Origin of the sequence: Kribbella sp. NPDC051620, from assembly GCF_044453825.1 — a bacterium.
Lineage (GTDB): Bacteria > Actinomycetota > Actinomycetes > Propionibacteriales > Kribbellaceae > Kribbella.
This window is the reverse complement of the sequence record NZ_JBITDB010000006.1, coordinates 426,800-446,990: the sequence shown is the minus strand read 5'-3', so window position 1 is coordinate 446,990 and position 20,191 is coordinate 426,800. Positions and strand designations below refer to the sequence as shown.

The window sequence follows — 20,191 nt, the reverse complement described above, 5'->3', positions numbered from 1 at the left end:
ATCAGCTACCGGTGCCGATCGACGCGGCCTTGGTCTGGATTGCTTTGGCGGTGTCGGCGGGGGACTGGCCGGACTTGGCCATCTTCTCCACCTCGGCGTCGAACGCGGTGGCGACCTGCTCCCAGTTGACGATCGCCGGCGGTGCCTTGGCGTCCTCGAGCTGCTTGCCGAACACCGGCAGCAACGGGTCACTCGCGATGCTCGGGTCCTCCCACGCGCTCTTCACCGCCGGCAGATCGGTCGACAACTTGAACCACTGCGCCTGCGTCTTCGCCTCCGACAACCACTTGACCAGCTTCCAGGCGCTGTCCTTGTTCTTGCTGTTCTTGAAGACGACGAAGTTGCTGCCACCGACGAACGACGTCGCGGTCTTGTTCTTCGGCAGCTGGAAGACGCCGATGTTCGGCTTGATCTTCTCGCCACCGAGCTTGGCCACCGACCCCGCCATCCACGGCCCGGAGATGAACATCGGCACCTGGCCGCTGACGAACTGCGCCTCGGTCTGGTTCGGTGGCAGGTCGGTCCCGGCCAGCTTGTCGGTGAAGAAGCTCTGGTAGTACTTCAGCCCCTCCTGCATCTGCGGGGTGTCGAAGGTGAACTCCTTCTGATCATCACCAGTGATCGACGCACCCGCGGACCACGCAAACGGCATCACGGTCTGCCATGACCCGGTACCACCAGGCTGCAGGTTGATCCCGTACTTCGCGCCCGCCTTCTCCTTCATCGCCTTGGCCATCGCCTTGAGCCCGTCCCAGTCGGTCGGGGGAGTGGTGATGCCGGCCTTGGCGGCGAGATCCTTGCGGTAGTAGACCAGCCGCGTCTCGACGTACCAGGGCACGCCGTAGCTGGTGTCCTTGACCTTGGTGGTCTCGTTGGCGCCCTCGAAGAAGCCACTCGTGTCGATGTTGGCCGGCGTCGGGTCGAGCGCGTCGAGGTCGGCGAACTCACCCATCCAGGTGGTGCCGACCATCGCGGCGTCCGGCACCGTCTGCGCGGTGATCGCGGTGGTGAACTTGGCGTGGGCAGCATCCCACGGGATCGGCGTCACCTTCACCTTGACGCCCGGGTTGGCCTGTTCGAAGGCGGCGGTCAGCTTGGGCAGGTTCTCGCCCTCGGTGCCCATCGCCCACACGGTCAGGTCTCCGGTGGCCGGCCCGTCGCCGACACTGGTAGTTGCCTTGGGCGCCGATTCGCCGCTGTCCGCGGAGCGGCCACAGCCGGTCAGTGCCAGCGCGGTCGCGGTCAGTGCCGCACCGCCGATCACCAGTCGGCGGCGGGTGGTGTGGATGAACATCAGTTGTTTCTCCTCAACCGGTTGATCGTGTTGCCTGCGTTTCCCCCGGTCCTGTGCCGCAGCTGCCCCGCAGCACAAGTTCAGTCCCCAGTACGTCGTTCCGCGCGCGCGTCCGCTCGCCGGTGATCCGCTCGTGCAACCGCTGAGCAGCCAACCGGCCCAGTTCAGCCATCGGCTGCCGAACAGTCGTCAACCCCGGCATCACATACCGAGCCGCCATCACGTCGTCCCACCCCGTCACCACGACGTCGTCAGGTACGCCAACGCCGCCATCCCCCAACGTCTTCAGAATCGCCAACGCCAACTCGTCATTGGCACAGACCAGCCCGTCCGGCTGGGCCGCCCCCCAGCGTCCGCTGCCTCCCCGGCTCGTCCCACTCGTTGCGGTCAGCAACATTGTCGCGAAAGCCGCTCCGGCCTCTTCCGTCAGCGGGACCTGTTCCGGTTTCGGCACCTCCAGCCCGTGAGCGCGCAGCGCCGCCGAGAATCCGGCGTACCGCTCGGACACGTCGTACGAGCTGGCCGGATCACCGACGAACAGCAACTTCTGCCGCCCGTGGTCGAGCAGGCGGCTGGTCAATTGCTCTGCGCTGGAGGCGCTCTCGCTGCGGACCGAGTCGCAGCCGGTCACCGGCGGGTGCGCGACCAGCACGATCGGAACATTGGCCCGCCGCAGATCCTGTACTACTCCGAGCTCGAGAGCATTGCCATGGACAACGATTCCGTCGACCCGGCTCGCCAGCTCGCGAACGCCGCGGGACGGATCGGGGTTGCCGTGGGTGACGGTCAGGATGACGCTCTGGCCATGTCCGCCGGCCCAGCGCTCGTACCCCATCAGCAGGTCCCCGTAGAACGGACCGGCCAGGTCGGGCAGTACCAGCCCGTGTGCCTCGTGACGTTGCACCGCGAGACTGCGGGCGGCTCGCAGGGGCACGTAGTTCAGCTCCTGCGCTGCCTGATCGACCCTGGCTCGGGCTTTCGCCGATACCGGCCCGGTCCCTTGCAGGACACGCGAAACCGTCGCGATCGACAGCTTCGCCAGCGCCGCGACGTCATAGATCGTCGTCGGCTTGCCGGTCGGTCCGGACGCCATCCGCGGTCCTCCTCGGGTCGGTACGGAGTGAAAGTGGAAGCGCTTACAGTTTTCGACCTTGCCCTGAGTGGATGCTGCTGGTCAAGGGCTCGTCGCGGATGGATCGCCTTTTCTGCGACGATGTTGCGGTGAGCACACACGCAGAGTCAGCAGAGCGGAAGGACCGGCTCTGGCTGGTCCGCCACGGCGAGACCGAGTGGAGCAAGTCGGGCCGGCACACGTCGACGACCGACCTGCCGCTGACCGCGGAGGGCGAGCGGATCGCAGCCTCGCTGACCGAGCGGCTGACCGGCCACGATTTCGACCTCGTCCTCACCAGCCCGCGCCAGCGGGCCCGGCGTACGGCGGAACTGGCCGGCTTCTCCAAAGCTGAGGTCGACGACGACCTGGTCGAGTGGGACTACGGCGACTACGAAGGCATCACCACCGCGGACATCCGCAAGACCGTCCCTGGCTGGACAGTCTGGGCAGATCCGGTACCCAACGGCGAAACCCCGGCCGAGGTCTCGACCCGCCTGGACCGGGTCAACGCCCGCATCGCCGCGGTGGACGGTGACGTCCTGGTCTTCGGCCACTCCCACGCCCTCCGAGCCCTGACCGCCCGCTGGCTCGAACTGGACGTCACCGAAGGCCGCCACTTCGTCCTCAACACAGCCACCATCTCAATCCTCGGCTGGGAACGAGGCTCCCCAGCCATCCACCAATGGAACGCCTGACCGTCTAGCCCTCGGGCCCGATGTCAGTAGCTGCAACAAGGCCACCCAAGCCTTGTTGCAGCCGTCCCAACGCGCCTACTGTCCCCGCACGCCGAGCGTCGTGGGGGAACGATGAACCTGTCCCGCTGCACCACCATCCTGGCCGCCTTGCTGGCTGCCACAGTCATCAACCTGCCAACCCCCGACCCCGCCACCGCGGCGGCCACAACCAGCCCAGTCGCAGCCACTCCCGCTCCCACTGCCACCGCGCCTGCGGCAGGTCCGCAGGCCGGGCCGACGGTCACGGCGGCGGCGACGCCTTCGGCGGTTGAGGCCGGGATGTCCGATGGCGAGGCTGACGTTGCGGTCGGCATTGCGCTTGACGCCGATCAGCGGACGTACCGGCTGCGGATCACTCCTCGTCGATCGATCCCCGCCGCGGACGTCACGCTGCGGATCTTCCGTGGCGACGACATCGTCTTCACCCGCAAGGCCGGCCTCGGAGCCCTCACCGCCGGTCGCCCGATCACCAAGCTGATCCGCTCCAGCACGCCACCCGCGTCGACCTTCACCGTCACCGCCGAGGTCACCAACGCGCGTCGCGCAGTGGCCGGAGGCGCATCCATCGTGGCGGGCAAGGTCCGCACCACGCTACTGACCGCAGCGACCTCCGAGCTGCTGGAACAGACGAAGATCGAGTACGCCGTACGCCGCGGCTGGCTGACCAAGTCGGCAGGCGACGAGCAACTGGCCGCCATCCGCAGAACGCGCACCACATCGACCCCCGGCAAGGTCTCGAGTGCCGTGGCAGCCGGCATCACCGTCTCCGGAACTGCGAAGTACGTCGACGGTCGCGGGGTCGAGCTACCCCTGCGTAACGTCTTGGTTCAGCTGTGGCGGGACAACGCCGCCCGCGGAACCGCCAGGTCGTCCTCGACCGGCGCGTATTCGATCTCGCTCGCCACCGGGACCTCCGGCCTCTACTCGGTCCGGATGGTCGCCGACATGGGCAATGGCGGCGTCTTCTACCCCAACGACCAGCCCTACCTGGTGGTCGGCCCGTCGAAGACCTTGTCCGATGGCATGTCGTGGACGGGGGCGAACCTGGTCACCGACCGCCATTCCGACTCCGGGCACGCCTTCGCCGCACTGGACGCGCTGAAGTCCATGTCCGACTACTACTTGAGCAAGAAGCCGGCGAGCTGGTCGTCGACGCTCAAGGTTCGCTACCCGAGCGGAACCGATGGGAGCTTTGCGCGGAGCTCCGACCAGGTCATCTACATCGGCGGCGGGAACGTTCGCTGCGGTGACAAGTGGTGCGGAGAAGACGCACTCGACTGGGACGTGATCGCGCACGAAGTCGGCCACATCGTCGCCTTCCGGGCGGACATGGACGACTCGCCGACCGGCGACCACTACATCTGCGACGACGCCTGGGCTTCCGGCCGTTCCAAGTCGGACGCGGCGCGACTGGCCTGGAGCGAGGGGTGGGCGAGCTTCTGGGGTCAGGTCGCCTTGCATGATGTCGCGAAGCCGGCCGGCATTGCGCCCGACATCGGCGACGGCCGGTACGACGACAAGTCCTGGCCGCCGAACAGCGGGGGCGGTTCGTTCAGCTATTCGATGGAAGACGGCGGAGCTGCGTACTGCGCAAGCATCGGCGTGCCGAAGCCGCTGGGTGAGACCAGTGAGCTGGCCGTTCAGGCGGTCTTGTGGGATCTGTGGGACAGCCCGGTCGACGGCGAGTCCGCGACCTGGGCCGCGACCCGGATCTACTCAACCCTCTGGTCGGCGAAACCCAAGACGCTCACGCCTGCACTGCAAGCGTTGCTGGCCGGTGCTTCACTGACCGAGCGTGAACTGGCCGGCTCGGCCCTGCGGCTCAGTGGGCTGACCCCGCTGATCACCTCCCACACCTCAGGCCCGGCCAGCGCGTCGACAGCGCCCGAGTTCCGATGGGCGCCCGGTGGCGCCGCCGGCCATCTGTACGACGAGTTCTCCCTGGTGATCCGCCACGTCGGCCAAACGGCCGCGCTGGCGAACATCTATCTGGGCAACAAGACCAAGTTCCATCCGGCCGACGAGGACTGGCAGCTGTGGGCGGCCGGTGGTCCGCTCGCCATCGAGGTCGAGGGTGGCGACTCGGACGCTCCCGCCACCGGTCCCTTCACCTCGCCACCGGTCAAACTGACCTTCTCGACCACTGTCACCAAGGTGATGGTGGTCGGTGACTCGATCAGCCAGGGACATGAGGGCGACTACACCTGGCGCTACCGGCTGGCGAACCATCTCCGGCAGGAGGTGGACTTCGTCGGGCCATGGAGCGGTACGACCAACCTGCCGGCGACCCTCCCGGACGGCTGGCCGGACGAGCCGGTCCCGCCGGCCTACGAGGGTGTTTACCGGCCGGGCATCAGTTTCGACAGCGAGCACTATGCCCGCTGGGGTCGTCAGCTGGCCGAGGCGAAGGACAACATCCGCGCGACGGTCGCCGCGCAGAATCCGAAGTACATCCTGCTTGAGCTCGGCTTCAACGACCTGGGCTGGGGGATCTCCGATCCGAACGGGCTGTGGACCGACCTGCAGACCTTCATCCGGGAGGCACGGGCCGCGCGGCCGGATCTCAACTTCCTGGTGGCGAACGTCACCCAGCGCACGCCGCTCGGCAGCAATCCAGGACTGCCGGCTGCCATCTCGTCGTACAACTCGATCCTGGCCAACTCGCTGAGCACCTTGAGCACGGCCGGATCGACGGTCGCGCTGGTGGACATCGACGGGCCGATGGGAGTCGCCGACACCTATGACGGACTGCATCCCAACGGGGTCGGCGAGTACAAGATCGCCAAGGCCTTCGCCACGGTGCTGTCGTCCCGATTCGGTCTGGGCGGGGCGTTCCCGGCGATCCCGGCGACGGTGACGGATCTGAGGCCTGCTGCTCCGACCGGCGTCCAGGCAGTGGCTACCGATGCCGGCATCACGATCTCGTGGAACCACAGTTTCGGCGTCAGCGGCTACTGGCTCTACCAGCGCAATGTGACGGTGAACGGCGCCTGGGAGCGCTCGGCGATCCAGATCCCCGCGGACACCTGGAAGATCACCTGGGTCTTCCGCAGCCATACCTATGAGTTCAAGGTGGCGGCGGCGCATGGCGACTACGAGTCGGAGCCGTCGCAGACCGCTTCCGCTGTCGCGAATCCGAAGACGGCGAACGGTCCGATCGTCACCAAGGTGCTGCCCGGCTCGAACTTCATCGACCTGGCCTGGTCGAGGCCGACCGGCGACTACAGCGACACCGTCTCGTCCTTCATCGTCTACGCGGTGGACGAGAACATACCGGGCGCCTGGCTGACCGCCTACAAGACGCCCGCCACGAACTACCGGATCACAAACCTGATCCCGGGGCATCGGTACAACCTCGCGGTCGCCTCGGTCAACTACTACGGCGACGGCCTGCCGAACGGGGCCATGCCCGCCATCCCAGGCGCCGGCACCCCGGGCGTTCCGAGCAACTTCAAGGCGACGATCGCAGCGGGCAACACCTATGCAGCGGAACTGTCCTGGTCGCCGGTGAGCGGCGCGGCGGGATACCTCGTGCAGTACCGCAACTGGCTTCGGGGGGAGCTGTACCACAATCTGTTCTTCCCGACCGTGGGTCGAACGTCGGAGCTGGTGAACATGCTCTATCCGGACGGGGCGGCGTCGCATCAGTTCTGTGTGAACGCCTTCAACGGAACCTTGGTGTCGGAGTGGACGAGTTGCCTGAAGCCGACGGCAGCAGTGCCCCTCTCCCGCCTGCAGTCGTCGGCGCAGGCCCGGCCGATGCCTTCTCCGCGCTGGGACAGCCTGCGACTCGCAACCGCCCGGACGAACTCATCCGGTGACGCGGATGGGGTCAGCCGGTGACCACCCGGATGGGCTCAGCCGGTGATCAGGGCTATCAAGCGGTTGACTCGGTGGTGTTGGTGGTCGGGGCGGAGGCGGGAGCCGGCCTGCAGGGTGGCCAGGCCGTGGAGTGAGCTCCAGAAGAGTTCAGTGAGAGTTTCGGTGTCGTCGTGCGCGAACGGTGCCACGCCGGCGCGCAGTGCCTCGAAGGCCGCGCGGAGGGCGGGCGGGACGTTGCCGGTGGCGAAGGTCAGGTCCGTGGGGCGTACGAACATGGCTTCGTACATGGCGGGGTGCTCGGCGGCGAAGGACAGGTAGGCGTTCGCCAGACCGCGCAGGCCGGTCGCCTTCGACAGCAGGGTGCCGAGTTCTTCGATGCCTTCGAGGGCGACCGCCGCGGCGATCGCGTCCATGTTCTTGAAGTGGCTGTAGAGGACCGGCTGGCTGTACTCGACCTTGTCGGCGAGTTTGCGGGTGGTCACCGCCTCCCAGCCCTCGGCCTCGGCTAGCTCGCGGGCGGCCGCGACGATCAGGCGGCCGCGCTCCTGGCGCGCCTTCGCTTTCCTCTGGTCAGCTGGCATCTGCTGATCCTAGCACTGCTAGACATTCTAGCGACGGCAGTGCTAGCGTTGCTATGAAAGTTAGCAGCGCTAGAAATGGAGCTTCCCATGAACCGCCGCCGGATCACCACCATCCTCACCGTCGTGCTCGCCCTCGCGCCGATCAGCTTCGGGCTGAACTTCCTGCTCAACGGGCAGGGCGCCGCGAGCGGCTTCGGCATCGACCCCTGGCCGACCGGCAACGCGGCCGGCTACTACATCGTCAAGGCCGTCCGCGACCTCGTGCTCGGCCTCAATCTGCTGATCCTGCTCGCGGCGGGACAGCGCCGAGCGGTCGGCATCGTGATGGCCGTCGTCACGATCGTCCCGGTCGGCGACATGATCGCGGTCCTCACGCACGGCGGCTCGGTTGCCACGGCTCTCGGCATCCACGGTCTGACCGCCGTCATCGTCGCGGCGGTCGCCGTCCTACTCCTCCGGGAGGGCCCAGTCGTACAGGTGGACGGCGCAGAGCTCCCGGAATCCGAGGCCCGCATAAACTGACCGACCGGCGGGCGATGAGCCCAGCACGGCGTACTCCAGGCCTGAGTCCCGCGCTTCCCGCAGTACGGCGGCGGTGATCGCAGCGCCGATCCCGCGCCGCCGGGCCTCGGGCACGGTCATCACGAAGTACAGCCCGGCCACTCCGGCAGCCAATAACACGGTCGCTGTGGCAACCGGCTCGTCCTCGAGATAGCCGACGTAATGCCGCCACGGATCCGCCAGCCCGAGTCGTTGATAGACCGAAGCCACCCACTCTGCTTCTTTCACGCCTTCACCGAAGCCGCGACCCAAGGTCTGAGCCCAGACCGTCAGCTGATCGACCTCCAGCAGCCGCTCGACCCGCAGCCCGGCCACCTCCGCTTCGCGCAACTCAGCGAGCCGGAGGGCCATACCGGGCTCTGGCCCGCCATACGAGAAGCCGGCGGCGACCAGCCGCTCCCCAAGATCCAACGGCCGCATCGACGGCCCCACGTGCCAACCCCCTGGTACGCCGAACTTCCTCAACTCCTGCAGGGATTCCGCGATCACAAGATCGGCGTCTGTGGCGGTACAGGAGACCACGGCGTTGTGATAGTCGAGCGGCGACCCGCCAATGGTCCACCGGACCTCGTCGTCGACCCGCTGCCGGCCGCCACCCGCGGCGCCCATCGCCAGCAGCAGCTCGGCCGCGTTGTCCTCGATCGCACGGATCAGCTCCGCGTCATCCATCACATGAGTCTCTGCCCACCAAGCGGCGGTGTGCGAGCCATTTATCCCGGCAGGGCGTTCCACTGGGCCAGCGTCGAGGCGAGCAGTGTCGCGGTCGGGAGGTTCTCGAACTCCTCGCGGTTCACGAATCGCGCGTCCAGGGCGTCGTCGCCGGCTGTCAGCGTGCCACCGACCGACTCCGCCTGGTAGTCGCGGATCACGTACAGCTTGCCGTTCGGGGCGTCCCGCTCGACCTCGCCGACGAACTCGCCGACCTCGACCCGCAGCCCGGTCTCCTCGGCGACCTCCCGCGCCACCGCGGTCGGATCGTCCTCGCCCGGCTCGACCCGCCCACCGGGCAACGACCAAAGCCCGCGCCCGGGCTCATTGGCCCGCTGGATGACGAGCAGCCGATGCTGTTCGTCGTACACAAGCGCCCCGACGCACTCGACGCGTTCGGGGCCGGGGCGGTTTTCCATGTGGAAAACGATAGGACCAAGAGCAAGCACCGATAGCATCACCGTTGACAGTTGTCCAGAGAAGGGATCCCGATCACTCGTGCGCATCGACCTGCACACCCATTCGAACCGCTCGGACGGCACCGACCCGGTCGACGTCCTGATCGCACACGCGAAGCGGGACGGCCTGGACGTGATCGCGCTGACCGATCACGACACGGCCGACGGCTGGGGCGAGGGCCGCCGTGCCGCCGAGGATCTCGGGATCGGTTTCGTGCCGGGCATCGAGATCTCCTGCAAGCTGAACGGCATCAGCGTGCACCTGCTCGGGTACCTGCCGGACCCGTCGTACGGACCGCTGGCCCGCGAGCTGGCCACGGTCCGCGAGGGGCGTACCGACCGGCTGCCCTCGATCGTGGCCCGGCTCAACAGCCTGGGCGTCGCACTGACAGTCGACGAGGTGCTCGCTCAGGCGACCGGGACACCGTCGGTCGGCCGGCCGCATGTCGCCGACGCGCTGGTCGCCAACGGCACGGTCGCCAACCGGAGTGAGGCGTTCGACCGGTTCCTGGCTGACGGGCGTCCGGGCCACGTCTCGCACTACGCGATCGAGCCCGGCCGCGCGATCGACCTGGTCCGCGGCGCCGGCGGTGTACCGGTGATCGCCCACCCGTGGGGCCGTTCGAGCTACAAAGTGATGAACGCCGAGACGATCGCGAGCCTGGTCGAGCAGCACGGCCTGGCCGGTATCGAGGTCGACCACCAGGACCATTCGCCGGAGTCTCGTACCGCGTTGCGCGCGATCGCCAACGACCTCGGCATCATCTACACCGGGTCGAGCGACCACCACGGCGTCGGCAAGATCGACCACGAGCTGGGTGTGAACACGACCGAGCCGGAGCAGTTCCAGCGACTCCTCGACGTCGCCAAGTCGAACGCGGCAGCCGCCCCCGGCGCGACCGTGCCCGAGGCCTACCTGCCGTGAACAGCATCATCAACCTGTCGTTGCTCAGCTCGGTCTTCGTCACGCTGTTCGTGATCATGGACCCGCCGGGCACCGTGCCGGTGTTCATCTCGCTGACGGCCGGGCAGTCGCGCGCGGTCCGGAAGAAGGCCGCGTGGCAGGCGGTGCTGGTCGCCTTCGGCGTGATCGTCGCGTTCGCCGCCTTCGGCCAGCAGATCCTCAGCCACCTGGGCATCTCGCTGCCGGCCCTGCAATGCGCGGGCGGTCTGCTGCTCCTGCTGATCGCCCTGCAACTGCTGACCGACACCGCCGAGGACCCGGTCCAGACGAAGAACGTGAACATCGCCTTCGTCCCACTCGGTACGCCGCTGCTCGCCGGCCCCGGCGCGATCGTCGCCACCATGGTGTTCGTCCAGCAGGCCGACGGCAGACTGCGCGACGTGGTCGCGATCTCGGTCGGGATCGTGCTGATCCATCTGGTCATGTGGCTGACGCTGCGGTTCTCCGGGCTGATCATGCGGGTGCTGGGGGAGAACGGCGTCCTGCTCGTCACCCGGATCGCCGGTCTGCTGCTGAGCGCGATCGCCGTCCAGCTCGTTGCGGATGCGGTGACGGACTTCATCAAGGCGGGTTGAGTCGAGTGAGCGACACGCTGCCGGGGATGCCGACGAAGCTGTTCGTGGCGACTCCGACGAAGCTGCTCAACTTCGCCGACTGCAAGCGGAAGTACCGGTTCACCTACCTCGAGACGCCGCGCCCGCCGAAGGGGCCGCCGTGGGCGCACAACACGGTCGGCGGGATCGTGCACGAGGTGCTGGCCGAGTTCTTCGGACGGTGGCCGGCGTCCCGGCGTACGCCGGACGAGGTCGTCGCCAAGATCCGCTCGAGCTGGCGGCAGGAGGGGTTCCGCGACGAGCAGCAGGCACTCACCTGGCGCGAACGCTCCACCGAGATGATCCTCGGCTACCTCCGCGACAGCGACCCGTACTACGAACCGCTCGGGGTCGAGCGCACTGTCGCCTTCACCACGGACCGCGCCAGCCTGCGCGGCCGCGTGGACCGTATCGACGAGCGCCCGGCCCGCGACGGCAGCGGCGGGACCGAACTGGTCATCGTCGATTACAAGACCGGTCGCCATCCGCTGACCAGCACGGACGCGCGCTCGTCGCTCGCCCTGGCGCTGTACGTCCTGGGGGCTCGACGCGTCCTGCGCCGGCCGTCGACGAGGGTCGAGCTGCACCACCTGCCGACCAATACCGTCGCCGCGGCCGACCACGATGACGCCTCGCTGGCTCGTCACCAGCGTCGCGCCGAGTCGATCGCGGACGACGCCGCGGCCGCCGAGGCGCGCTGGCACAGCGGGCTCACGCCGGCGGAGGCGGACGAGTACTTCCCGCCGCAGCCGTCCGCGTTGTGCGGCTGGTGCGACTTCGCCCGGATCTGCCCGCAGGGGCGCCGGGTCGCCGCCCCGCGAGACCCCTGGGCAGCACTCGAAACCGCCGGCTACGGCGATACCGAAGTACCGGTCGCGGAGGCCTGCTGACCCCGCTGGCACGGTTGGTGTGGTCATGCCAGCCGGATGTGCGCGGCGTACCAGCGGCGTTCACCAGTCTGTAGTCACCGAACTTCTCGAGGGGTGACCAGATGACCGTGAAGACCGTCGGCCGGGTGACTGTGCCCGGCGCCGCGCTGTACTACGAAACGACCGGCACCGGCCCGGTCCTGCTGCTGATCGCCGGGGGCGGTACCGACGCGGCGGTGTTCGACGGCATCGTGCCGCAGCTCGCCGCGCGGTACACGGTCGTCGCCTACGACCCGCGCGGCAACTCGCGCAGCCCCTACCTCGGTGAGCCGGTCGACGAGCGCGTCGACGTCGCCGCCGAGGACGCGCTAGCCGTCCTGGACGCGGTCGCGGGGTCGGAGTCGGCGTACGTGTTCGGCAGCAGCTCCGGAGCGATCACCGCGATGGAACTGCTGGTCCGCCACCCGGACCGGATCCGGCTGCTGGTCGCGCACGAGCCGCCCGCCATCGAACTGTTGCCGGACGCAACTTCGGCGCGGGCGTTCTTCCGGTCGGTCTACGACACGTACCGGCTGGAGGGGCGACTGGCCGCGGACAAGCTGTTCCTCGGCGGCATCGGCGTGGACGAGGACGACCAGCTGCCGCCGACCGAGGAGCTGCCTTGGGAGTTCCGTGAGGTGGCCGAGCGGATGGACGCCAACAGCGAAGTCTTCTACGCCCACAAGCTCTTGCCCTTCACGAGCTACGTCCCCGATGTCGCGGCGCTGGTAGAGCTGGAAGACAAGTTCGTACCGGCCGTAGGCAGCGAATCGTCGAAAGTGCTCCCCGCCGAACCCATCCTCGCCCTGGCCGACCGCGTCGGCTGGGACGTCGTCGCGTTCCCTGGCGGGCATGGCGGCTATGCCAGCGACCCCTTCGAATTCGCGACGCTGCTGCACCGCGTACTGACGGGATCCCTGCGATGACCGCCCGCACCCTGAACCGGCTCCCCGTCCCCGGCGCCACCCTCCACTACGAGGTGACCGGCTCCGGCCCAGTACTCCTCCTGATAGCCGACGGCGACAGCGACGCCGGCGCCTTCGACAGCATCATCGACCTACTCGCCGCCACCCACACAGTCGTCGCCTACGACCCCCGAGGCAACTCCCGCAGCCAGTACACCGCCGAGCCAACCGGGTGACGTAGTAGGAGTCTCAACAGCAGACGCACTAGCCCTCATCAACCTAATATCCCCAGATGCCCCGGCATTCGTCTTCGGCACCGGCACCGGCGCGATCACCGGCCTCGACCTGATCACCCACCACCCCGACCGCGTCCGCATGCTCGTAGCCCACGAACCCCCCTGCATCGAACTGTTGCCCGACGCAACCGACGCCCGCGCCTTCTTCGAAGACGTCCACGAAACGTACCTCCGAGAAGGCACCCCCATGGCCCAACTCCTCTACGCCGGCGGCACCGGCCTGGACGAGGACGACCTCCCCGCCCCAGAAGACCTACGCCCCGAATACCGCGCTCTCCTGGACCGCACCCAAACAAACACCGAAACCTACTTCGCCCAAAAACTCCTCCCCTTCACCACCTACCGCCCCAACCTCCCCGCCCTCCTCCACCACACCAACAAAATCGTCCGCGCCGCCGGCCACCAAGCAGCCGCCCACCTCCCCGCCCGCCCCATAGCCGTCCTCTCCACCCACCTAGGCTGGCCGGTCGTATCCTTCCCCGGCCCCCACACCGGCTACGCCAGCCACCCCACCCCCTTCGCCACCCTCCTAACCCAAGTCCTGGAAGCCGAACTCACGTAAAGCAAAGAGCAAAGAGCAAAGAGCAAAGAGCAAAGAGCAAGAGCAAAGAGCAAGAGCAAGAGCAAAGAGCAAGAGCAAAGAGCAAGAGCAAAGAGCAAAGAGCAAAGAGCAAGAGCAAAGAGCAAAGAGCAAAGAGCAAGAGCAAAGAGCAAGAGCAAAGAGCAAGAGCAAAGAGCAAGAGCAAAGAACAGTGCGCCTCTTCGGCCGGTGGTTGACGAGGTGCCGCGCGCTCAGGTTGCGCGGTGGAAATCGGTGGGCAGGAGGCCTGCGAAGTACAAGAGCGCTTGAGAGCAGTCATGTGGGTTGAGAGCGGCGGGTAGCTCACCGCGCCTTGGAACCCGGCACGAGTTATCCACAGATCCGAGAACGCACCCCACAGCCCCCTCCCCACTGACTACGGTCGAAGCATCGACCGAAGCAGGGGGAAGAGATGCCGCCCACCTCACCGAACCTCGAAGACCTTCCAGAACCGAGGGAGCTGCATGCGCGGTTCTCGGCTGAGTATCCGTTGGATTGGGGTGAGCCGCTCTGGAGTACCGCGCAGATCGGGGCGGAGTACGGCGTACGGGCAACCAGGCGGGCGTTGGTTCAGCTGGAGGGGATTGGGTGGCGGAACGCCGAGGCGACGAAGGAGCTGCTCGGCTCGGTTGCGGACGGCGCGAAGCTGTATCAGGTGGAACGGCGGATCAAGTCGCCGCAGTCGTTGGCGCGGAAGATCAAGAAGCAGATCGGTGGTAGCCGTCGGCAACCATCTCTCGAGGACCTGCAGCGCTACACGGTGATGACCGGTGATCATGCGCGCCTGGTCGACCTGCTGAAGGAGACGGCCTCGAGACTCCAAGATCGCGGGTGGGAGTTGAGGCGCATCCGCAACTCGTATGTCCCTGGCAGCCGGTACAAGGGAATTCACCTCGACACCCACGATCCGCGGGGGCAGCGCATCGAGGTTCAGGTGCACTCGGCGGCGTCGCTCGCCGTCAAGGAGGCGACCACCCGGCCGTACGAGGTCGAGCGCGACGAGCGGCGTTCAAAACCGGAGCGAGAGTCGGCACGAGGTGAGTGCATCCGGCTCTCGGAGAGCCTGCCCACGCCGCGCGGGCTCGATCGGCTGACCGAACTCGGCGGCTGCCTGGTCACCGTTCGCGGCTATGGTCTTGACCGTAACCCGGATCGACCGAACGCAACCACGAGTCCACCCCAGTCCAGCGATCGCCGCCAGGGCATCGTGCGGCGGGCTGAGAGGAAAGGTCAGGAGCTATGAGTCTCTATTTGGTCAAGGACGGCGACCGATTCGTCTGGGTGGCGGCGCTGATCGGCGAGGACATCTACACGTACGTTCCGGACACCGGCAAGTTCCATCGCAACGAGGGCCTGCGCGACGACTACTTCATGGCCCAGGACCTGCAGTACGAACGGGTGACCGTCAGCAAGGCCAGAGCGGTGATCGACGCCGGCCTCGACCCACTGGACGAAGACCTGATGGGCGACCACCTCGACGACTGGCGCCGAGACGCCGAAGCGCTGGTTCCGGAGCAGGTTTTCGCGAGCGTCGTAGCAGATCTGCGATTAAGCTCTACCTGGTCAGGCACGAGGACGAGCCCGTCTGGGTGGCGGCCCTAGCCAGCGAGAAGATGTACGGCTACGTCCCGAACACCGGGAAGTTCCACGACAACAATGCCTTGCGCAACGACTTCTACATGGAGCGCTACTTCAGCTACGAGCCGATCGGCAGCGCCGAAGCACGCCGCCTGATCGACAACGTGATCACGCCAATGGACGAAGCTGACTACGCGGACGCCCTGACCAGATGGCGCGCCGACCCCAACCCCCTCACCCCCACCGAAGTCCTCTCGATGGCCGCAGGCTTCAACCCCTGACCTGCTGACGAGAGTCCGGAACTCCTACGTCGAGCGACGCCGGTACAAAGGGCTATACCAATGTGCCGGACACGTGGAAGTTCCACCTGAACGAACGCCTGCGCGATGACTTCTTCATGGCGCGGGATCTCCAGTACGAACAGGTCACCGTCGCCAAGGCCAAGGCCAAGGCGATGATCGATGCCGGGCTCGAGCCTGTCGACGAAGAACTGATGGCCGATTCTCTGACCCGCTGGCGATCCGAGCCGGAGCAGTTTGACCCTGAGCAGGTCTTCGCGAGTGTGGTGGCGGGCCTCAGGTAGTCACGGGGTTGTGGCGTAGAGGCGGGCGATTATTGATTCGATGGTGGGGTCGGAGATGGAGAGGTCGACCAAGGGGTAGGAGGCGGCTATTTGGGCTACCAGGGGGGCGGCGCTGGTGGTGGGAGGGAAGGTCAGGTGTTGGCGGGGGCCTTCGGTTTTGGTGACTGTGGTGCCTGGGATGTTGATGGGTGGGAGGGAGGTGGCCAGGTCGACGATGAGGGTTCGGGGGGCTGATTGGCTGGCGCGGAGGCGGTCCAGGGTGCCGTCGAAGACCTGGTGGCCGTGGTCGATGACCATGACCCGGGAGCAGAGGGCTTCGATGTCGTCGAGGTCGTGGGTGGTGAGGATGATTGTGGTGCCGCGTTCTTTGTTGACCTGGGCCAGGAATTCGCGGAGGCGGGCCTTGCTGATGATGTCGAGGCCGATGGTGGGTTCGTCGAGGTAGACGATCTCGGGGTCGTGGAGGAGGGCGGCGGCTATGTCGCCTCGCATGCGCTGGCCTAGGGAGAGTTGGCGGACGGGGACGTCCAGCAGGTCGCCGAGGTCCAGGAGATCTACGAAAGTGGCCAGGTTTTCGCGGTGACGGTCGCGGGGGACGCCGTACATTTTCTGGAGGACGGCGAAGGAGTCCTTCAGCGGTAGGTCCCACCACAGGGTGGTGCGCTGGCCGAAGACCACACCGATCCGTCGAGCCAGCCGCAGGCGGTTGCGGGACGGATCGACGCCGGCCACCCGGATCGAGCCGCCGGTCGGGACCAGGATGCCGGTGAGCATCTTGATCGTGGTCGACTTGCCGGCGCCGTTCGGGCCGATGTAGCCCATCACTTCACCGGGCTCGACAGTGAAGCTCAGCCCGTCGACCGCGCGCACTTCCCGCTTCGTACGCCGAAACCCAACCCGGCTCGACACGGTGAAAGCCCGGGACACGTTCTCGAGTTCGATCACTGACACGGTTCAGCTCCCTGTACTGCGGTAGCGGCGGAGCCCGCCGCGCCAGGCCAGCGACGCCACCGTGATCATCACGACGGCGACCAGCGGCGCGAGCAGGCCGATCCAGGACGGCAGCCCCAGCGGGGCGGGTTTGCCCAGCACGTAGAGCACCGGGTAGTAGTTCACGAAGGCCAGCGGTACGACGAAGGTGACGGCCCGGACGATGTCCTTGCCGAAGATCGACAGCGGGTACTGCGTCAGCTGCTGCCCGCCGTAGGTGAACGAGCTGGCCAGTTCGGCCGAATCGATCGCCACGAACTGGAAGGCGGCGCCGAGCACGAAGATCGCGGCGAAGATCACCGCGCCGGTGACCATCGAGACGGCGAGGACCACGCCCTTGGCAACCGTCCAGTCGAGCTCGGTCCGGGCGACCGCGATCCCCAGCACCAGCGCGGCCTGCAACGGCCGGCCGATCCGGCGAAGCGCGAAGTTGTCCGCCACCGCCTGGACGAACGCCGGGGCCGGCCGGACCAGCCAGACGTCGAGGTCTCCGGCCCGGATCCGCTGCCCGACTCGTTCGATCGAGCCTGTCACCAGGTCCGCGAGGCCGAGCGCCATCGACGCCGTCCCGTACAGGATCGCCATCTCGCCCAGGCTGAAGCCACCGAAGGACCGGATGTGGCTGAACATCAGCAGCACGGCCGCGAAGTCGGTACCGGTGATCAGAATGCCGGTCAGCACGGTCAGCGCGAACGACAGCGGATAGGCCAGCTGCGACCGGATCCACATCGAGACCAGCAGCCAGTACTGGCCCGGCCAACCCATTGCCTGACGCAACGAAGACTCAGCCACCGGCGATCACCACCTTCCGGGTCGCGAAGTGCGTCGCGAACTGCCCCGCCAGCAACAGGATCAGGACCCAGAGCAGCTGGAACGCGAGGGCGGACCAGACGCCGCCGGGGTTCCGGCCCAGCCACACATCGATCGGAACCTGCAGGGTCGCCGCCCACGGCGTTGCCCGCGCGACCTCGCCGATCCAGCCGGGGAACAGCACCAGCGGCAGTGTCGACCCGGAGAAGAACAGCGACAGTGCCATTGCAAGGTTCTCCATCCCGCGCGAGTCGGTGATCCAGAACCCGGACAGCGCCACCAGGTACCGGACCCCGAAGCTGACCAGGATCCCGAGCGGCAACGCGGCCGCGACCCCCAGCCATCGCCCGGCCGACGAGGGGAAGTTCAGGTCGAACACCAGCGCGCCGACCAGCAGCGGAGCGCCACCGCGGACCAGCAACTGGAACGCGGCCCGGCCGGCGTCCATCGCCAGCCACCACAACATCAGCTGGGCCGGCCGGTACAGGTCGACTGCGATCTCCCCGGTACGGACCCGCTCGCCGAGCTCCGACGTGGTGCTCGCGCCGAAGATGCCGACCGGTAGCAGCAACCCCTGCTGAAGCCAGACAAAGGTGAGCGCGTCCGCCGTCTCGTAGCCGCCGAGGCCGGGGCGCGCGTGCCACAGCGTCAGGTAGACGCCGCAGAAGATGAAGCCGAACACGGTGTTGGTGAAGGCGCCGGACAAGGTGGCGATCCGGTACGTCGAGAACCGGCGGAACGACCGCACCGCGATCGCCCAGTAAACGCCCACGAAACCCCCTTCGAATCAGCGCAGGGACGTCCGAAGCAGCTGCGCACACGCGGAACCGCCCCCGATCCGGAATGGGTGGGGGGTTCGGACACCACTGTGCGGGCACGCCGAAGCGCGCCGGTTGTCAAGGCAAGGAATCGGACGGTACGCCGCCGTGCCGGGTACGGTCAAGCCAATTGAGCCACGGCTGTGACCCGCCCGAACCATGACTTGGCAAGGCTGCTGTCGTTGACCTTGCCGGAGGGCCCCAACCGGACGGCTGTTCCCGGGGTAGACAAGGTATGCCGACGATGACGAACGAGCCGGTACCGGCGCAGGCCCCGCCCGCGGACGGGGCCGGGTTCGTCGAGTGGGTGCGGCCGCACCTGCCCGCGATGGCCAGGCTGGCCGCGCGACTCGCGGTCGGCGCCGACCGCGACGACATCGTCCAGGAGGCACTCACCCGGGCCTGGATCAAGCGCGACCAGTACGACGGGACGCGCGGCACCGCCTCCTCGTGGCTGCTCGCGATCACCGCCGACCAGGCTCGTAAAGCGGTCCGCCGGCTGCGCCCGGTCGCGGAGCTGGTGGAGCACGACGAGGCAGTGGCGCGGCCGGACGTCGAGGGCCGGGTCGATGTCGGCCAAGCGCTGGGCGAACTGTCCGCCCGGCAGCGGCTGGCGGTCGACTGCTTCTACTTCGCCGACCTGTCGATCGCCGACACCGCCGCGGTGATGGATTGCTCCGAAGGCACCGTCAAATCAACTCTTTCCGACGCGCGGGCCCGCCTGCGCTCCCTGCTGGAGGTCAGCGAATGAACCCGACCGACAAGGTCGACGACCTGCTGGCGGAGGCCGGCGCGCAGTGGCGCGCGACCCAGCCGTCGGCTCCCGAGCCGGATCTCGACCGGATCATGAGCACCAAGAGCACCCCGAAGCGTCGCTGGCTGATCCCTACCCTGGCTGCAGCCAGCGTCGCCGCGATCGCCACCGCCGCCCTGACCATCCTGCCGGACCACAACGAGCCGACCGTCGCCCCGCCGGCGACCCAGGCGACCCCACAGACGGCCGAGGGCACCACCCAAACCGGCCAGCCGAGTGTCGACGACCTCCTGGTCCACAACGGGGACAAGGTGGAGGTCAACGGTCAGATCGTCGCGGCGCCCGGCAAGGACCCGTTGTTCTGCCCGCGGTTGCCGTCCACCTTGCCGGTCTTCGCGCCGGGCAAGGAGCCCGCGCCGAGCTGCCCGGCAGACCTTTCGATCAAGCTGCTCGGTCTCGACGTGAACAAGTTCGGCGAGATCAAGGGGGTGCGAACCGGCGAGGCCCACGTGACCGGTATCTGGAACGACGGAGCGATCACCGTCGAACAGCAGTCGGCCTATGTCCCGCCGGTTCAGCCGCCGGACGACATCGACCAGCCCCGGTGTCCTGCACCGGCCGGCGGCTGGCCCTATCGGGTCAGCAACCTGATGTCCCGGCCGGTGCAGGCCTTCCTGGACGCGCGGGAGAGCCAGATCAGCGGGCCGATCCTGCGATATCCGGAAGGACGGGCCCGGAAGAAGCCGGTCGTGATCGAGATCGGCGTCGCGCACGGTGACCTGGCCGCGTTCCGGTCGGCGTTCGAGAAGGTCTACCAGGGCAACCTGTGCGTGGTCGCGACGAAGTACAGCCGGGCCGAGCAGGAAAGCCTCAGCACGCAGGTCGGCGACCTGCTGGGCGAGGTCCCCGGCGCCTACGCCGGCGGCGGCGTCGGGATGGGCTCGGACATGACCGGGATCCCGATCTCGTTGCTGGTGGTCACCGAGCAGGTCAAGACCGCGCTGAGTCCGCTCGGACTGCAGAACCTGCACGTCGTCCCGGACGTCCGTCCGGTCCGCTGACTGCGTTGCCGGTAGCAACGACTCGCACCGGATCCGGCGGTGACCTGGCGGCTGGGTTATCTTTTCAGCGGGTTGAGAC

The 20,191-nt window shown here is 67.5% G+C and carries 24 protein-coding genes; 15 read left to right on the top strand and 9 right to left on the bottom strand.

Features of this window, described 5'->3' with window-relative positions; all coding sequences use genetic code 11:
• Position 1: 1 nt before the first annotated feature.
• Both ACIA12_RS31740 and ACIA12_RS31735 read right to left on the bottom strand, forming a co-directional pair.
• A complete protein-coding gene (locus tag ACIA12_RS31740; RefSeq protein WP_396370880.1) occupies positions 2-1,294 on the bottom strand; it encodes a sugar ABC transporter substrate-binding protein in 1,293 nt (430 codons plus the stop codon).
• A gap of 13 nt (positions 1,295-1,307) precedes the next feature.
• Positions 1,308-2,387 carry a LacI family DNA-binding transcriptional regulator gene (locus ACIA12_RS31735; RefSeq protein ID WP_396370879.1) on the bottom strand — a complete coding sequence of 360 codons (1,080 nt, stop codon included), beginning with the start codon at positions 2,385-2,387 and terminating at the stop codon, positions 1,308-1,310.
• 128 nt (positions 2,388-2,515) lie between these two features.
• On the opposite strand from ACIA12_RS31735, the gene ACIA12_RS31730 reads away from it, so the two are divergent.
• Complete coding sequence (locus ACIA12_RS31730; RefSeq protein ID WP_396370878.1) at positions 2,516-3,103, top strand: histidine phosphatase family protein; 588 nt, start codon at positions 2,516-2,518, stop codon at positions 3,101-3,103.
• 111 nt (positions 3,104-3,214) lie between these two features.
• Positions 3,215-6,985, top strand: coding sequence for an SGNH/GDSL hydrolase family protein (locus ACIA12_RS31725; RefSeq protein ID WP_396370877.1), 3,771 nt, complete (start codon positions 3,215-3,217; stop codon positions 6,983-6,985).
• A 14-nt stretch (positions 6,986-6,999) separates the two neighbouring features.
• On the opposite strand, the gene ACIA12_RS31720 is transcribed toward ACIA12_RS31725, so the two are convergent.
• On the bottom strand, positions 7,000-7,545 hold the full coding sequence (locus tag ACIA12_RS31720) for a TetR/AcrR family transcriptional regulator (RefSeq protein WP_396370876.1): 546 nt from the start codon (positions 7,543-7,545) through the stop codon (positions 7,000-7,002).
• Positions 7,546-7,632: 87 nt separating this feature from the next.
• Between ACIA12_RS31720 and ACIA12_RS31715 the strand changes: the two genes are divergently transcribed.
• Complete coding sequence (locus ACIA12_RS31715) at positions 7,633-8,067, top strand: DUF4267 domain-containing protein (RefSeq protein WP_396370875.1); 435 nt, start codon at positions 7,633-7,635, stop codon at positions 8,065-8,067.
• Here the strand turns inward: ACIA12_RS31715 and ACIA12_RS31710 are convergent.
• A complete protein-coding gene (locus ACIA12_RS31710; RefSeq protein ID WP_396370874.1) occupies positions 7,993-8,775 on the bottom strand; it encodes a GNAT family N-acetyltransferase in 783 nt (260 codons plus the stop codon). The genes ACIA12_RS31715 and ACIA12_RS31710 overlap by 75 nt on opposite strands.
• A 41-nt stretch (positions 8,776-8,816) precedes the next feature.
• Positions 8,817-9,233, bottom strand: a complete 417-nt coding sequence (locus tag ACIA12_RS31705; RefSeq protein WP_396370873.1) for an NUDIX hydrolase — start codon at positions 9,231-9,233, stop codon at positions 8,817-8,819.
• Positions 9,234-9,312: 79 nt separating this feature from the next.
• Here ACIA12_RS31705 and ACIA12_RS31700 point away from each other — a divergent pair, with 79 nt between their 5' ends.
• The 5 genes from ACIA12_RS31700 (at position 9,313) to ACIA12_RS31680 (ending at position 12,878) form a co-directional block, all read left to right on the top strand.
• On the top strand, positions 9,313-10,197 hold the full coding sequence (locus tag ACIA12_RS31700; protein WP_396370872.1) for a PHP domain-containing protein: 885 nt from the start codon (positions 9,313-9,315) through the stop codon (positions 10,195-10,197).
• A complete protein-coding gene (locus ACIA12_RS31695) occupies positions 10,194-10,811 on the top strand; it encodes a MarC family protein (RefSeq protein ID WP_343982834.1) in 618 nt (205 codons plus the stop codon). Before ACIA12_RS31700 ends, ACIA12_RS31695 begins: the two co-directional genes overlap by 4 nt.
• A 5-nt stretch (positions 10,812-10,816) precedes the next feature.
• The gene (locus tag ACIA12_RS31690) at positions 10,817-11,719 is read left to right on the top strand and encodes a RecB family exonuclease (protein WP_396370871.1); all 903 of its coding nucleotides are present in this window, start codon (positions 10,817-10,819) and stop codon (positions 11,717-11,719) included.
• A gap of 101 nt (positions 11,720-11,820) precedes the next feature.
• Complete coding sequence (locus tag ACIA12_RS31685; RefSeq protein ID WP_396370870.1) at positions 11,821-12,663, top strand: alpha/beta hydrolase; 843 nt, start codon at positions 11,821-11,823, stop codon at positions 12,661-12,663.
• A complete protein-coding gene (locus ACIA12_RS31680; RefSeq protein WP_396370868.1) occupies positions 12,660-12,878 on the top strand; it encodes an alpha/beta fold hydrolase in 219 nt (72 codons plus the stop codon). The genes ACIA12_RS31685 and ACIA12_RS31680 overlap by 4 nt, the downstream gene beginning before the upstream one ends.
• A 43-nt stretch (positions 12,879-12,921) precedes the next feature.
• On the opposite strand, the gene ACIA12_RS31675 is transcribed toward ACIA12_RS31680, so the two are convergent.
• Positions 12,922-13,098, bottom strand: a complete 177-nt coding sequence (locus tag ACIA12_RS31675; protein ID WP_396370867.1) for a hypothetical protein — start codon at positions 13,096-13,098, stop codon at positions 12,922-12,924.
• A gap of 27 nt (positions 13,099-13,125) precedes the next feature.
• Here ACIA12_RS31675 and ACIA12_RS31670 point away from each other — a divergent pair, with 27 nt between their 5' ends.
• The 5 genes from ACIA12_RS31670 (at position 13,126) to ACIA12_RS31650 (ending at position 15,679) form a co-directional block, all read left to right on the top strand.
• Positions 13,126-13,500 carry a hypothetical protein gene (locus ACIA12_RS31670; protein WP_396370865.1) on the top strand — a complete coding sequence of 125 codons (375 nt, stop codon included), beginning with the start codon at positions 13,126-13,128 and terminating at the stop codon, positions 13,498-13,500.
• 430 nt (positions 13,501-13,930) lie between these two features.
• Positions 13,931-14,761, top strand: a complete 831-nt coding sequence (locus ACIA12_RS31665; protein ID WP_396370864.1) for a hypothetical protein — start codon at positions 13,931-13,933, stop codon at positions 14,759-14,761.
• Positions 14,758-15,120 (top strand): hypothetical protein, encoded by a 363-nt coding sequence (locus ACIA12_RS31660; protein WP_396370863.1) that lies wholly within the window; start codon positions 14,758-14,760, stop codon positions 15,118-15,120. The genes ACIA12_RS31665 and ACIA12_RS31660 overlap by 4 nt, the downstream gene beginning before the upstream one ends.
• Positions 15,108-15,377: a hypothetical protein gene (locus ACIA12_RS31655; protein ID WP_396370862.1), complete on the top strand. Its 270-nt coding sequence runs from the start codon at positions 15,108-15,110 to the stop codon at positions 15,375-15,377. The genes ACIA12_RS31660 and ACIA12_RS31655 overlap by 13 nt, the downstream gene beginning before the upstream one ends.
• A gap of 62 nt (positions 15,378-15,439) precedes the next feature.
• On the top strand, positions 15,440-15,679 hold the full coding sequence (locus ACIA12_RS31650; protein WP_396370861.1) for a hypothetical protein: 240 nt from the start codon (positions 15,440-15,442) through the stop codon (positions 15,677-15,679).
• Here the strand turns inward: ACIA12_RS31650 and ACIA12_RS31645 are convergent, their stop codons facing one another.
• Genes ACIA12_RS31645 through ACIA12_RS31635 form a run of 3 tightly spaced genes read right to left on the bottom strand, consistent with a single transcriptional unit; the run spans position 15,680 to position 18,251 of the window.
• Complete coding sequence (locus ACIA12_RS31645) at positions 15,680-16,630, bottom strand: ATP-binding cassette domain-containing protein (RefSeq protein WP_396370860.1); 951 nt, start codon at positions 16,628-16,630, stop codon at positions 15,680-15,682.
• A 3-nt stretch (positions 16,631-16,633) separates the two neighbouring features.
• The gene (locus ACIA12_RS31640; RefSeq protein ID WP_396370859.1) at positions 16,634-17,461 is read right to left on the bottom strand and encodes an ABC transporter permease; all 828 of its coding nucleotides are present in this window, start codon (positions 17,459-17,461) and stop codon (positions 16,634-16,636) included.
• Positions 17,454-18,251, bottom strand: coding sequence for an ABC transporter permease (locus ACIA12_RS31635; RefSeq protein ID WP_396370858.1), 798 nt, complete (start codon positions 18,249-18,251; stop codon positions 17,454-17,456). The genes ACIA12_RS31640 and ACIA12_RS31635 overlap by 8 nt, the downstream gene beginning before the upstream one ends.
• 290 nt (positions 18,252-18,541) lie before the next feature.
• On the opposite strand from ACIA12_RS31635, the gene ACIA12_RS31630 reads away from it, so the two are divergent.
• Both ACIA12_RS31630 and ACIA12_RS31625 read left to right on the top strand, forming a co-directional pair.
• Positions 18,542-19,048: an RNA polymerase sigma factor gene (locus ACIA12_RS31630; protein WP_396370857.1), complete on the top strand. Its 507-nt coding sequence runs from the start codon at positions 18,542-18,544 to the stop codon at positions 19,046-19,048.
• On the top strand, positions 19,045-20,112 hold the full coding sequence (locus ACIA12_RS31625) for a hypothetical protein (RefSeq protein WP_396370856.1): 1,068 nt from the start codon (positions 19,045-19,047) through the stop codon (positions 20,110-20,112). The genes ACIA12_RS31630 and ACIA12_RS31625 overlap by 4 nt, the downstream gene beginning before the upstream one ends.
• The last annotated feature ends 79 nt before the right edge of the window (positions 20,113-20,191 follow it).

Bases quoted from the DNA above. Each gene is read 5' to 3' on its own strand.
- ACIA12_RS31670 (WP_396370865.1), top strand. From the start codon at position 13,126: ATGGCCCAACTCCTCTACGCCGGCGGCACCGGCCTGGACGAGGACGAC.
- ACIA12_RS31705 (WP_396370873.1), bottom strand. From the start codon at position 9,233: ATGGAAAACCGCCCCGGCCCCGAACGCGTCGAGTGCGTCGGGGCGCTT.
- ACIA12_RS31625 (WP_396370856.1), top strand. From the start codon at position 19,045: ATGAACCCGACCGACAAGGTCGACGACCTGCTGGCGGAGGCCGGCGCG.
- ACIA12_RS31720 (WP_396370876.1), bottom strand. From the start codon at position 7,545: ATGCCAGCTGACCAGAGGAAAGCGAAGGCGCGCCAGGAGCGCGGCCGC.
- ACIA12_RS31715 (WP_396370875.1), top strand. From the start codon at position 7,633: ATGAACCGCCGCCGGATCACCACCATCCTCACCGTCGTGCTCGCCCTC.
- ACIA12_RS31630 (WP_396370857.1), top strand. From the start codon at position 18,542: ATGACGAACGAGCCGGTACCGGCGCAGGCCCCGCCCGCGGACGGGGCC.
- ACIA12_RS31665 (WP_396370864.1), top strand. From the start codon at position 13,931: ATGCCGCCCACCTCACCGAACCTCGAAGACCTTCCAGAACCGAGGGAG.
- ACIA12_RS31735 (WP_396370879.1), bottom strand. From the start codon at position 2,387: ATGGCGTCCGGACCGACCGGCAAGCCGACGACGATCTATGACGTCGCG.
- ACIA12_RS31680 (WP_396370868.1), top strand. From the start codon at position 12,660: ATGACCGCCCGCACCCTGAACCGGCTCCCCGTCCCCGGCGCCACCCTC.
- ACIA12_RS31725 (WP_396370877.1), top strand. From the start codon at position 3,215: ATGAACCTGTCCCGCTGCACCACCATCCTGGCCGCCTTGCTGGCTGCC.
- ACIA12_RS31685 (WP_396370870.1), top strand. From the start codon at position 11,821: ATGACCGTGAAGACCGTCGGCCGGGTGACTGTGCCCGGCGCCGCGCTG.
- ACIA12_RS31740 (WP_396370880.1), bottom strand. From the start codon at position 1,294: ATGTTCATCCACACCACCCGCCGCCGACTGGTGATCGGCGGTGCGGCA.
- ACIA12_RS31660 (WP_396370863.1), top strand. From the start codon at position 14,758: ATGAGTCTCTATTTGGTCAAGGACGGCGACCGATTCGTCTGGGTGGCG.
- ACIA12_RS31710 (WP_396370874.1), bottom strand. From the start codon at position 8,775: ATGGATGACGCGGAGCTGATCCGTGCGATCGAGGACAACGCGGCCGAG.